This window comes from Niabella terrae (assembly GCF_054783135.1).
Window position 1 is genome coordinate 26,476 of record NZ_BAAGRD010000004.1, and the last position, 13,727, is coordinate 40,202.

7 protein-coding genes are annotated in these 13,727 nt (G+C 47.7%); all 7 read left to right on the top strand.

The genetic code is table 11. The features are described 5' to 3' along the window. Positions 1–52: 52 nt before the first annotated feature. The 7 genes from ACYVI9_RS05585 to ACYVI9_RS05615 all read left to right on the top strand — a co-directional run bounded on the left by ACYVI9_RS05585 (position 53) and on the right by ACYVI9_RS05615 (position 13,717). Positions 53–301: a type B 50S ribosomal protein L31 gene (locus ACYVI9_RS05585; RefSeq protein WP_460761778.1), complete on the top strand. Its 249-nt coding sequence runs from the start codon at positions 53–55 to the stop codon at positions 299–301. A 125-nt stretch (positions 302–426) separates the two neighbouring features. After that, positions 427–1,554, top strand: coding sequence for a putative sugar nucleotidyl transferase (locus ACYVI9_RS05590; RefSeq protein WP_460761781.1), 1,128 nt, complete (start codon positions 427–429; stop codon positions 1,552–1,554). Continuing rightward, the gene (gene tpiA / locus ACYVI9_RS05595) at positions 1,551–2,312 is read left to right on the top strand and encodes a triose-phosphate isomerase (RefSeq protein ID WP_460761784.1); all 762 of its coding nucleotides are present in this window, start codon (positions 1,551–1,553) and stop codon (positions 2,310–2,312) included. The genes ACYVI9_RS05590 and tpiA overlap by 4 nt, the downstream gene beginning before the upstream one ends. Positions 2,313–2,316: 4 nt before the next feature. After that, the gene (locus ACYVI9_RS05600; RefSeq protein WP_460761787.1) at positions 2,317–3,477 is read left to right on the top strand and encodes a glycosyltransferase; all 1,161 of its coding nucleotides are present in this window, start codon (positions 2,317–2,319) and stop codon (positions 3,475–3,477) included. Between the two features lie 75 nt (positions 3,478–3,552). Continuing rightward, complete coding sequence (locus ACYVI9_RS05605; protein WP_460761790.1) at positions 3,553–7,746, top strand: hybrid sensor histidine kinase/response regulator transcription factor; 4,194 nt, start codon at positions 3,553–3,555, stop codon at positions 7,744–7,746. Positions 7,747–7,958: 212 nt separating this feature from the next. After that, positions 7,959–9,989, top strand: coding sequence for an alpha-L-arabinofuranosidase C-terminal domain-containing protein (locus ACYVI9_RS05610; RefSeq protein WP_460761793.1), 2,031 nt, complete (start codon positions 7,959–7,961; stop codon positions 9,987–9,989). Positions 9,990–10,492: 503 nt separating this feature from the next. Then, positions 10,493–13,717, top strand: coding sequence for a SusC/RagA family TonB-linked outer membrane protein (locus ACYVI9_RS05615; protein ID WP_460761796.1), 3,225 nt, complete (start codon positions 10,493–10,495; stop codon positions 13,715–13,717). The last annotated feature ends 10 nt before the right edge of the window (positions 13,718–13,727 follow it).

A 13,727-nucleotide genomic window follows, 5' to 3' on the forward strand; every position in this document is an offset into this window, starting at 1 on the left:
TTTATTAATAATCGTACGGCAAAATCCGTACAACCTTAAAAATCATATAGTTATGAAACAAGGTATCCATCCTGAAAATTACCGTCTGGTAGTTTTCAAAGACATGAGTAACGGTGATACTTTCCTGAGCCGCTCTACAGCAGCTTCCAAAGAAACCATCCAGTGGGAAGACGGTAATGAATATCCGCTGATTAAACTGGAAATTTCCAGTACCTCACATCCTTTCTTTACAGGTAAGAATATGCTGGTAGATACAGCGGGCCGTATCGATAAGTTTAAAAGGAAATACGCAAAAAAATAAACTTCATTCGTTGAAAGCCAATATTAATTGTAACCCCGCATTGCGGGGTTTTTTATGGGTTGCATTTTTTAGCCTCCGAAGATTTGAGGAATACAGTACGCATTTATTATCTTCGGGGGCTCGTTATGCAGGTGATTTTCTCGGACCGGTATTTGCACATACAGCAGCTGTATCCTTTTGCCTTAACCCGCAATGTGGAGGATATACGGGTGGGTATTTTTACCATTCGGGAAAAATGGATTCGCCGTCTGGGTGCTACTGCGATTGACGACAACTCTGACCTGGGAGAAACTTCAGACAGGGGTTTTGTTATCACTTCCAATGTACTGCCCAATGATGAACTGATTGCCCGAACCAGGGAACTGGGGAAGGGAGAGAAAATCTGTGATGAAAAAGGAAAAATTCTGGTCCGACATGCTTTGGGCAGTGACAATAAAGTAATTGAGGTGGCAGGCGTTGAACGAATTGAATTTCCCTGGGATATTTTTCGATTGAGCGGTCAGGAGATGACCCGGGATTTTGACCTGGCGCGGACCGGCCGGAAAGGGGCTTCCCCGCATGCTTCGGTGCAACTCATTCAACGTCGTAAGGTCTTCCTGGAAAAGGGCTGTGAAGTCCGTCATGTGATTATTAATGCCACTGAAGGGCCCGTGTTTATTGAAAAGGACGCCCTGGTAATGGAAGGCACCCTGATCAGGGGACCGGTATATATCGGTGCAGGTTCGGTCGTTAAAATGGGCACGAAAATATATGGTGGGACTAGTATCGGTCCCGGCTGCACGGTGGGCGGCGAACTGAAGAATGCCGTTTTGCTGGAAAATTCCAATAAGGCCCATGACGGTTATTTGGGTGATGCAGTCATAGGTGCCTGGTGCAATCTGGGAGCAGGAACTACGAATAGCAACCTGAAAAACAATGCCGGAGCGGTTAACGTATCTTTGCAGGATAAGGATTATCTGGCAGGTCAGAAATGCGGGATGTTCATGGGTGATTATTCCAGAACCGCCATCAATACTTCGGTTAATACCGGTACGGTTATCGGCGTAAGCGCCAATGTTTTTGGTACAGGACTGACGCCCAGGTCCATTCCTTCTTTCAGCTGGGGATTCGATGGCCGCATCAGGTACGAACTCGACAAGGCGCTGCAGGATGCCGCCGCCTGGAAAGCGCTCAAGGGAGCGGTACTGACAGATCCCGAAAAACAATTATTGAAAAATATTTATCAAAATAAAACAAAAATCAGAGTAAAATGAGAAAGCAAATTGCGGCTGCAAACTGGAAAATGAATTTAACTTATCTGGAAGGACAGCAATTACTGGCAGATATTTTGGATAAAGATCTGGGTAGTAAAGAGCACCATGAAGTGATTTTTGCAGTGCCTTTTCCCTACCTGATTATGGCCAAGGAGAAAACCACTCCGCTGAAGAATTATTTTATTGCCGCACAGAATTGCAGTAACCAGGCTTCCGGTGCCTATACCGGTGAAGTGTCTGCAAAAATGTTGCAGTCTATCCATATCCAGTACTGTGTAGTCGGACATAGTGAACGCAGGGAATATTTTAACGAAACCAACCAGCAAATTGCTGAGAAAATCGATCTGTTGCTGGGTGCCGATATCAAACCCATTTTTTGTTGCGGCGAGCCCCTGAGTATACGGGAGCAAAATCAACAGAATGATTATGTCGCCAAGCAATTGGCCGAGTCCCTGTTTCATCTAAGTGCAGATGACCTCCAAAAGGTGGTGATTGCCTATGAGCCCATTTGGGCGATCGGCACCGGAAAAACCGCGACTACCGCGCAGGCTCAGGAAATGCATGCACATATCCGTTCTCTGCTGGCAGGAAAGTACGGAGCAGAAGTGGCAGATAAGATATCTATTCTTTACGGTGGAAGTGTAAAGGCCGGAAATGCCCAGGAAATTTTTGCCTGCCCCGATGTGGACGGCGGCCTGGTGGGAGGTGCCTCTTTGGTGGCTGTAGATTTTATTGAAATCATCAAGGCCCTGAAATAATGTGATGTTGAAACTGCTTTGGTTGTGCAGCTGGTACCCGGATCAGGTTATGCCTGATAACGGAGATTTTATTCAGCGTCATGCGCAGGCAGCGTCTCTGTATCATCAGGTACATGTAATTAAGGTAACGCCGGATGCGCAAGCTTCCGGCGTTTCTATTGAGCAGCGCACTGATCCGCATTATCCCCGACTGCAGGAACAACGGGTTTATTATCCCTGGAACAAAGGTCGAATCGGCCAACTGGTTTCGTTTTACCGCTGGTGGAAACTGTATCAGCATGCCATAAGGGAATACATCCGTGTCAATGGCAGACCGGACCTCGTACATGTGCATATACCCTTTAAGGCCGGTCTGATCGCACTATGGCTCCGGAAACGTTATCGGCTTCCCTTTGTGGTCACCGAACACTGGGGCGGTTATAATACCGTGGTGGCCGGAAATTATACAACCAAAGGCTTTTTATTCAAATGGATTACCCGGCAGACTTTTGCGAAAGCAGTGGGTTTTCATACCGTGAGTCAGTATCTGGGCGAACAGGTGAACCGGTATATTGGTCAACGAAATTATACTGTCATTCCCAATGTTGTAGATACATCCCTGTTCCAACCGGAAAACCGATCGACGGATGGCAGTAGTAAATGCCGGCTATTGCATATCTCCAATGGGGCTGCTGTTAAAAACCTGCCAGGCATTATAGCAGCGTTCCAGTTACTGGATCCGGAACAGTTTTCCTTAACGGTCGTCGGCCTGCAGGAAGCGGATAACCGGCGACTCAGCGAAGCGCATCCCGAAATTACATTCACAGGCATCCAGCCTTACCGGCAGGTAGCCGCCACGCTGCAACACTGCGATATCCTCCTCCTGTTCAGTCATATGGAAAATTCACCCTGTGTCATAGGGGAGGCATTTTGCTGCGGTAAACCGGTCATTGCGCCCAACGTGGGTGGTATCCCCGAACTTGGAGATGCTGCCAACAGCATCCTGATTGCACCGGGGGATATCGTAGCTTTAAAAGAAGCGATTGAAACAATGAAGGCTACTTACACAAAATTTGACAGTTCGCTGATGGCAGCCCAGGCAGCCGCGCGCTTTTCCTATGAGACAATTGGTCTTTCGCTGGATCAATGGTACCGCAGCCGACTGCAGGAGCAGCTGCGTTCGTAATTTTTTTGGAACTGAAATTTTAAGAATCAGTCTGGTACTTTGATAGGGTACCGCGATTTTTCTTTAATTTGTATTATGATGGAGTGCTGCCGGCGATTGATTTTACTACTGACTGCTGTAATAGCGATCACCCCGCTTTTCGGGCAGTCGCCTGCAGGCATCAGGTACCTGGGCAGCAGTCAGGGACTTTCCAATAGTTCCGTGAAATGTATATTTCAGGACCAGCGGGGCGTCTTATGGTTCGGCACCTATGACGGACTCAACCGGTATGACGGTTCCAATTTTACCATTTTTCGCAACAGGATCGAAGATTCTGCCTCGATCCCCCATAATTATATCTGTGCCATTCAGGAAGATGTTTCCCATAATTTATGGGTGGGAACCGGACAGGGCCTGGTCAGGTATAATGCTATTACGCAGACTTTTACACCGGCTTTTTACGAGGAATCAGCTTCCGGAACTAAAATAAAGATCACCAGTTATATTACCGATATTAAAATCGACCCCCGCGGGAATATTTGGATTGGGACGGGGGACAAAGGCGTGCTGATGGTGCCACAGGGGCAGGAACTGGCGATCAGGCCCGAACTTGCAGCAGCGAATAATGCGGAGATAGCGCAGACTGCCATCCCTTCTATCACTATTGATTCTTTCGGTCGGGTCTGGGTATTTATTTCCGGTGGGGGATTATACCGCTATCTGCCGGACCACAGAAAACTGGAACCCGTGAACCGGAATCTGGGCCGCCTGGCGGTCAATGTGATGAAGGCAGATCAGCAGGGCTATATCTGGATGGGTACTTCCTCGGGACTGCTGCGTTATGAGATAGCCGGTAACAGGATTGTGCGGCAATACCATACCGGGACCGGCAATCTCACGGCCAACTACGTCACCGCATTGTTTCGCAACAGAGATCAACTATGGGTTGGTACAGACGGGGGTGGGGTGGACATTATCGATATCAGGACGGGCAGCAGTATCAATGTCGACCAGAAAATTCCGATGGGGGGCCTCTCCAGCCAATCGGTATTATCCCTGTATATTGACAGGGAAAACAGAAAATGGATCGGTACACTGAAAGGGGGCGTGGATATACTGGATCCGGCAGGTAGTAAGTTCACTGCCATCCGAAAAGATAATCGCCACCCCGATTTCAGCAGTAACTTTATTACTTCCTTTTACCAGGAAGAAACCGGTAATCTCTGGGTTGGCACCGAAGGCTCCGGCCTGATTGTATGTGACTCAACCGGGCGTGTGATCCGCAAATTCCAGACACCGGTTCTGAGTAGTAATACGGTCAGCAGTATTATAGCCGATTATCGGAAGAATATCTGGGTAACGACTTTTGGCGGGGGCGTTAACCGAAGGTCCCCGGACGGTCGCTGGACCCATTACCCGCTGATTAATGATGCCAACGGGCAGGAAAATAAAATTGCCATTTATGTTTTTGAAGACCGGGAACACCGGATTTGGGCCACTAGTTATGAAAATGGCAGGCTCTACCTGCTGGACAGCATTGCACAACGTTTCAGGGTATTTGATCCGAATATACAGGGCGACGCCATGTCCATTTATGAGGACCGAAACGGAAGGCTCTGGATCGGTACGCAGCAGCTCATCCAGGTAGACCGACAGCATCGGCGGCATCGGTATTACAATATCGGTAAAACGGTGCGGGCCATTCGGGAAGACCGGCGGGGCAATTTCTGGATTGCCGCAGAAGGCGGGGGACTGATCCTTTTTGATCGTGCAACCGGACGCATACAAAAAAGATATACCGAAGCCAATGGCCTTAGCAGTAATACTTTACTGAACCTGTTGGAAGACAATAACGGCAACCTTTGGATCAGTAGTTCCAACGGCCTGAATAAATTCGATCCGGTGACCGAACAATTCAACCGGTTTTATGAATCAGACGGTCTGCAAGGCAATCAGTTTGCTTACCGGGCTGCACTGAAGTTGCATTCCGGATCCCTTGTATTCGGCGGAAATAACGGGTTTAATATCTTCGATCCTGCCCGTATTGTCGCCAGAAGTTATATGCCGTCAGTGGTCATCAGTTCAATCAAGATCAATAACCAGCTCATTGCAGAGCAACATCGCTACCGTACCGATTCGCTGGGCAATATTTCCCAGTTGACGCTTCCTTTCCGTGAAGGAACTTTCTCGATTCAGTTTGCGGCGCTCGAATATACCGTCCCTGATAAAATCCAATATGCATATTATCTGGAAGGTTGGGACAAAGACTGGAACCAGAACGGATCGATCAAAACTGTAACCTATAATAATATCCGAGAAGGGCAGTATACCCTTCATATCAAATCCACTAATGCGGAAGGGGTATGGAATCCGAAAGAGACCCTGGTAAATATCCGCATCCTGCCACCCTGGTATCGTACCTGGTGGGCCTATAGTTTTTATCTGTTGGCTGTGGGCGGCCTACTTTTTCTCTATATGCGGTATAAAACCAACCAGGCCCGGATGCAATATGACTTGCAACTGGCCCGGCTGAATGAGGAAATGCGTCTTGCAGAGCTGGAAAGTGCGCGCATGGAAAAAGAAGTACAAAGGGCGGAGCTGGAAAGAACCCATGCAGAATTTGAAAGAGAGAAAGCCGAACGGGAAACCGACAGGGTGTTGAATGAACAGGAAAAAGAGATCAACAAAAAAAGGCTGTCTTTTTTTACCAATATCTCACATGAATTTCGGACGCCGCTAACGATGATCATTAATCCTGTGATGGATTTAATGAAAAAATACGGTGCGCAGGAGAAGGAAGACCTTCGGATAATTGGGCTGAATGCTACCCGCTTACTCAATCTGACGGATCAGCTACTGTTATTTCGAAAGATCGAAGAAGGGGTAGAAGGACTACAGGTAAGCCGGTTCGATTTCTGTAAACTTTGTGATACGGTATTCCATTATTTTCGTTATGAAGCCAAGACCCGTCATATTCGCTTTGAAATCGAGGGCATCAATCAGCCGCTGTTTCTGTACGGTGACAAGGCCAAAATTGAGATTATATTATACAATTTAATCGGCAATGCCTTTAAATACAGTTCCGATGATGGCTGCATTCAAATACATGTAGAAGTGAAACAGGGACGGATTCATACCAGTTTCAGTGATAAAGGCTCCGGCATCCCGGAAGGAACCGGTGAAGCGATCTTTGAGCGATTTTACCAGGCGGCCGGTGGATCCGTAAAACTGGGTTTCGGGATTGGTCTTTATCTGGTGAAACAGTTCACGGAAATGCATCAGGGAACCATTCAGTATGAAAGTACGCCCGGACAGGGAACTGTTTTTATGCTGGAATTGCCGCTGGGTAAAGCCCATTGGGGACAGATACCGATACAGGAAATTTCAGATGACTACGCGGAAACCATGATCCTGCCGGAGAAGTTTGAACAGCAGGAAATCGGGAGGCCTTATATGCCCAAAATGCCGGAACTGACTAAGGGCAAAGCCATCCTGGTAGTAGACGATGATGAGGAAATGCTGCATTATGTGGAATCCGTATTTGTACATCAATGTGTGGTCTATAAGGCTGCCAATGGTCGGGAGGGGCTGGAGCTGGCGACCCGGTATCGTCCGGATTTGATTATATCTGACGTGAGTATGCCGGAGATGGATGGAATCGAGCTCTGCCGGATGATTAAGAATGACCCGGTCCTCAGTCATTTACCTGTGATCCTGCTGACGGCTTACCGGTCACAGGAAATCGAATTGAAAGGTACCGAAGAAGGCGCCGATTATTATATTACCAAACCTTTCAGTAAGGAACTGTTGCTGGCCAGGGTCAGCAATCTTTTCCGAAGCCGGGACAGTCTCCGGCAATACTTTTATCAGAAAGTTACCCTGCAGTCCAATCCGTTGAAGGAACCCACCGTGCCGGCAGAATACAAGGACCTGCTGGAGCGCTGTATACATATTGTGGAGGCGCATTTGGACGATCCGGCATTCAATATTGAGCAATTATCGCGGGAACTGGCCATGAGTCATTCCAATTTATACAAGAAGATTAAACAGATTTCAGGTCAGTCGGTTACGGCCTTTATCCGCTTTATCCGATTAAGAAAGGCTGCGGAATTGCTGGTGGCTACCAATGAATCCGTGACTGATATTGCCTATAAAGTCGGATTCAATGATGTAAAGTATTTCCGGGAACAGTTTAGCCGGCTTTTTAAAATGAAACCTAACGAATATATGCGCCTGTACCGGGGAAAACTGGCGCCCGAATTACGCATCGATAACCAGGGGACCCGCTAGCGCACCTCCGTTGAAAGCGGATTCGGAACTGTTATCCGGGCAGCCGGTATCCCGCATTTTTATCCTGATCATGCAGCCTGCGGTATTTTTTTCGGAAAAAAACTAATAAATATTTTTAATTGTCATTACAACAATTTATATTTACATAGTAAAAATGTACAGGTAGATAACGATTTTTGTCATCACCGCCTAGTTTGCTAAAAGTTTGCTGTATGTATACTATTCGACTGATCATTCCTTTTTTATTATCGGCCCTGCTGGCTAACACAGCCATGGGGCAGCCATCTGTTGTTTCCGGAAAAGGGAATGCACCGGTCTTTGTCATTCAGGCGAATCAACCCCGGGCGGTTGTACAACCTACCATGTACGGGGTGTTTTTCGAGGATATTAATATGGGCGCCGATGGCGGGCTATATGCAGAAATGGTCAAAAACAGATCCTTCGAGTTTTCCCGGCCGCTGATGGGTTGGAAATTGCTGCAGCAGCCTTATAAAGAAGGTACTGCTACGGTATTGAACCGGGGCAGTTCGCATACGGCCAATCCCCGTTTTTTAAGGATATTACTGAATCCGGGTACGCCGGCTTTAGGACTTGTCAATGAAGGATTTCGGGGGATGGGGATCAAAAAAGGACTTCGCTATGATTTTTCTTTCATGTACCGGACGCAGGCCGATGATTTGGCTTTAACGGTTACATTGCTGGATTCCAGTGGGAATGCGATCGGTTCTGTAAGGGTTGCTGCCCCTCGGTCAGGGGACAGCTGGAAAAAAGCGGAAGCTGCTCTTATCGCGACCAAAACGACGCCTAAAGGAAGTCTGGAAATCCGCTTTGTCGGAAAAGGAACGATTGACCTGGATATGATATCCCTGTTTCCTGCTGATACCTGGAAGGGTAGGAAAGGAGGCATGCGGGCCGATATGGTACAGGCGCTGGCTGATATGAAGCCTGGCTTTATTCGTTTTCCGGGTGGCTGTATTGTGGAAGGCTTTGACCTGTCCCAACGGTACCAGTGGAAGAAAACCATCGGTCCCCTCGAAGAGCGGCAATTAATCATTAACCGCTGGAATTTTGAGTTTCCCCATCGGGCGACGCCTGATTATTTTCAGTCCTTTGGACTGGGCTTCTTCGAATATTTTCAACTGGCCGAAGATATTGGCGCAGCACCGCTGCCGATACTGAACTGTGGAATGGCCTGCCAGTTCAATTCAGCGGAACTGGCGCCGCTGGACCAGTTGGATCCCTATGTACAGGATGCCCTGGACCTGATCGAGTTTGCCAATGGACCGGTAAATTCCACCTGGGGTAGAAAGAGGGCCGAAATGGGTCATCCGGAACCTTTTCATATGAACATGATCGGTATCGGTAATGAAAACTGGGGTCCCCAATATCTGGAACGTCTGGCGGTATTTCAGAAAGCCTTGCAGGAAAAATATCCTGATATAAAAATTATTGCCAGTTCCGGCACCGGACCTGACGGTGAACGTTTTGAGTATTTAAACGAGCGGCTGCGGCGTATGAAGATAGATTTTGTGGATGAGCATTATTACCGGCCACCCGAGTGGTTTTTTGGTAATGCAGCCCGCTACGATGATTACCCCAGAACCGGATCGAAGGTTTTTGCCGGTGAATATGCTTCGCATGTGTCCGGTGTGAAAAAATCAGAACACCGTAATAACTGGCTGGCTGCACTTTCGGAAGCGGCATTTCTGACCGGACTGGAACGCAATGCGGATGTCGTCGAAATGGCTTCCTATGCGCCCTTATTTGCACATTATGATGGCTGGCAATGGACGCCGGATCTTATCTGGGTGGACAACCTACATGTATATCCCACGCCGGATTACTATGTGCAGCAATTATATTCACTTCATAAAGGCACACGGGTAGTTCCACTGACCTGGAACGGGAAACCGGTAGCCGGCCAGGACAGTCTGTACGCTTCATCTGTTCTTGACGAAGCAACCGGGGAACTTGTCGTAAAAATTGTGAATGCGCAGGCCGGGAACCGTCAGATCCGTTTAGACATCCGGGGGATCAGCCGGAAGGGGGAACGGGTCCAACAGATCCTGATGCAGCATGACCAGCTTTCCACATTTAATGGACCGGATGCAACAGATCGGCTGGAACCTGTCAGTTCTGAGATCGCGCTGAAGGGCGCAACGCCGGTTCTGAATATGGAAGCTTACTCCTTTCTGGTGTTACGGATACCCTATCAAAAGGTAAAGCAAATGAAGGGCAGCTAATAGGAATAAGGCTGTTAAAAGCTGACAGCCTGCTCGAAAAAATAAATAAATGTACATTTGACAAATAAATATTATTTCAGTATATTCGCAATAGGATTGCTTGCATAAACCAAAAGCAGCATTTTTTGAGGAGCGGAACTAACAGACGACTTGCATCGGAATTGTTTCATGAATAGCGAAACCGAAAATATTAGATAGTATATAGTATGAATTTTTTCTGCAATTTTTAGAACCGGCAGTTTTAGCCCCGCCTGTGCCATAATCAGACGGGGTAGGCGTCAGGGAGGTTTCGGGTTGGTGAAGCATACTGATTGCATTGATTGGCTTGCTATGCCATTAGGGTTTTATTGTTTTTGCGGGAGATTGATGTCCGCCAACGGGGTCCTTCACTCAGTGACTGAGTGAGCGATGCATTTTTTTAACTTCTTTTATAAAAGTTAAAATGACAAATAAAAATCAATAACGATTTAACATGCTACATAAACAATTATCAACCATTCATTATGAGGAGACATTTAAGTAAAACCCCACAGAGGTATTTGTTACTGTTGGTTTGTCTTTGTATCGGTCTCACCGGCTTTTCGCAGCAGTCGGTAACCGTAAAAGGTAATGTATTAGACAGCACCGGCAGCGGAATGGGCGATGTCACCATCCGGGCCATTAACAGCAACCAGGTGGTACGATCGGACTCGACGGGCAGCTTTCAATTAACCGTGACACCTACAGAAGTGCTGGAATTCAGTTCCGTAGGATTCAGGACTTCACAGGTGAAAGTTTCAGATTATTCACCCGATGCGCAGGGAATCATTTCTATACGCGAAATGTTATTCCGGGAAACCGTTGCTATGGACGAAATAGTCGTTGTAGGTTTCGGTACCCAGCGGAAGAAAAGTATGGTCAGTTCGGTGACTTCCGTCAACGTAGAAGAATTGCGCGTACCAACAGGTAATATCACCAATGCGCTTGCCGGACGTGTCGCGGGTATGATTTCGTTTCAGACCAGCGGTGAGCCGGGACTGGGTACGGATAATTCCCAGTTTTTTATCCGCGGCCTTTCCACTTTTGGTACCGGTAAACAGGATCCCCTGATTTTGATTGACGGTGTGGAATCTACACCCACTGACATGGCGCGTATACAGCCTGATGATATCTCCGATTTCTCCGTGTTGAAGGACGCAGCTGCGGCTGCGGTATACGGTGCCCGGGGCGCGAATGGGGTCGTGCTCATCAATACCAAGTCGGGAAAGTCAGGTGTTACCAAATTTGATCTCAGGGCAGAAACCCGGCTGTCCACGAATACCAAAAATTTCAATTTTGCGGATAATATAACCTATATGAATCTGGCTAACGAGGCGACGCTTACCCGTTCCCCGAATGCCGTTTTACCCTATTCAGTCAATAAAATCAATCATACCATTGCAGGCGACGATCCCTATCTGTATCCCAGCAATAACTGGATCGACCAGCTGATCAAGAAACATACCATCAATCAGAGTTACAACCTGGCGCTCTCCGGCGGCAGCGGGAAGGCCCGGTACTATGTAGCCGGCTGGTATCAGTTGAATAACGGAAACCTGAAAGTTGATCCGGTCAATGATTTCAATAATAATATCAAATTACAGAGTTATTCCCTGCGCTCCAATGTAAACCTGAACCTGACAAGCACGACGGAGCTGGTGGTTCGGCTTTATGGTCAGTTCGATGATTATAAAGGTCCGGTATTTAACCGAAGCCAGTACAGCAGTGGTGGTGCACAGATTTATAATTATGCCATCTGGAGTAACCCGGTGATGTTTCCTGCGGTTTATCCGGCGGACATGTTGCCTTATATTGAACACCCGCTGTTTGGCTCTTCCCGTACATTTTCTTCAGACGGCACGCCTACCAGTACCCTGTATGTCAATCCGTATGCGGAAATGGTCAAGGGGTACACGGTCTATAAATCTTCTAACCTGATGCCGCAGCTGGAATTGAAACAAAACCTGAAATTTATCACGCCGGGCCTTTCCGCCCGCGGTATGGCATATGTCAGAAGAACCTCTTATTTTTCAGTAGACCGGAGTTACAGTCCTTTCTATTATGAGCCGGTTGTCAATCCGTTAGATCAGACCTACCGCTTATCGGTCCTCAATGACGGGACCTCAGGATCTGTAGGACCAGAAGGCTCCGAGACCCTGGGTTATGCGGAATCTCAAAAAACAGTGAATTCGATGATCTGGGCGCAGGGTGCATTGGATTATGCACACCGGTTTAATCAGAAACATGATGTCGGAGGTATGCTGATCAGTTATCTGTCCAGTTATGAAAGCGGCAACGGCGGAGACGTGACAGCATCGCTGCCACAGCGGAATGTGGGTGTGTCCGGCCGGTTTACTTATGGCTATGATGATCGGTATATGGCGGAATTTAATTTCGGGTATAATGCATCTGAACGGTTTGAAACCCATAACCGTTGGGGTTTCTTTCCTTCGGGAGGTGTAGCTTACCGCATATCCAACGAAAAGTTTTTCGAACCCCTACTCAGTACGATCAATGACCTGAAGTTCCGGTTCACTTATGGCGTTGTGGGGAATGATCAGATCGGTAATGTGAATGACCGCTTTTTTTATCTGTCCAACCTCAACCTGACGGATCCGGTATATGGAGCCAGTTTCGGACGTAATGAAGGAACCGCGACGCAGTCCCTGCCGGGTATCGCCATTTACCGGTACGCCAACAATAAAATCAGCTGGGAACGCTCGCGGCAGATTAACCTGGGGATGGATCTGCGTATGTTTGATGCCCTCGACCTGACCGTTGACGTTTTCAGACAGTTCCGTACCAATATACTGATGCCCCGGACTTATGTGGAGAATGCGGCAGGCTTTATGGCAACACCTATTTCCAATTACGGAAAAGCCGAAAGTAAGGGCGCGGATATTGCCCTGTCTTACAACAAGCAGGTTTCACCCGACTGGAATATTAATGCCCGGGGGACATTCACCTATGCCACCAACAAAAGAACGGTGGTGGATGAACTCCAGTATGACAGCACACTGGCTTACAAATCACTGATCGGGCATTCGATATCGCAGCGTTGGGGCCTGATTGCAGAAAGATTGTTTGTCGATAATAATGAGGTCGCGAACTCGCCCCTGCAATATGGAGATGCCGGGCTGCTGGCGGGAGATATCAAATACAGGGACGTAAACAGGGACGGCGTAATAAATGATGATGATATGGTGCCCATTGGATTACCGACTGTGCCGGAAATTATTTACGGTTTCGGCGCCTCCTTACGGTATAAGCAAGCAGATTTTAGTTTTTATTTCCAGGGATCAGCCCGGTCTTCTTTCTTTATTAATTCAGAGAATATTCAACCCTTTTACCGGAACGGCGGCTTTGAGAATGGACTGTTGGATGTGATTGCGAAAAGCCATTGGTCTGAAGATAATCCGGATCTCTATGCATTCTGGCCCCGCCTCAGTACCTGGAGTGTGGGACCCAATAACAAAACGTCCACCTGGTGGATGCGGAAGGGTAATTTTCTGCGCCTGAAAAGTCTGGATGCAGGATATTCTTTTGACGAATGGAAGCGGTTCGGAATCAACGGCGCCCGGCTTTATTTTACGGCCACCAATCTGGCGCTCTGGAGCAATTTTAAAATGTGGGATGTGGAAATGGGTGGCAATGGACTGGGATATCCGATTCAATCCGTATACAGTCTGGGTCTTCAGGTAAATTTTTAATCAAACACAA

Excerpts from the sequence above, each read along its gene's own strand:
- ACYVI9_RS05615 (WP_460761796.1), top strand. The coding sequence starts at position 10,493 with ATGAGGAGACATTTAAGTAAAACCCCACAGAGGTATTTGTTACTGTTG.
- ACYVI9_RS05605 (WP_460761790.1), top strand. The coding sequence starts at position 3,553 with ATGATGGAGTGCTGCCGGCGATTGATTTTACTACTGACTGCTGTAATA.
- ACYVI9_RS05600 (WP_460761787.1), top strand. The coding sequence starts at position 2,317 with ATGTTGAAACTGCTTTGGTTGTGCAGCTGGTACCCGGATCAGGTTATG.
- ACYVI9_RS05585 (WP_460761778.1), top strand. The coding sequence starts at position 53 with ATGAAACAAGGTATCCATCCTGAAAATTACCGTCTGGTAGTTTTCAAA.
- ACYVI9_RS05610 (WP_460761793.1), top strand. The coding sequence starts at position 7,959 with ATGTATACTATTCGACTGATCATTCCTTTTTTATTATCGGCCCTGCTG.
- ACYVI9_RS05590 (WP_460761781.1), top strand. The coding sequence starts at position 427 with ATGCAGGTGATTTTCTCGGACCGGTATTTGCACATACAGCAGCTGTAT.
- tpiA (WP_460761784.1), top strand. The coding sequence starts at position 1,551 with ATGAGAAAGCAAATTGCGGCTGCAAACTGGAAAATGAATTTAACTTAT.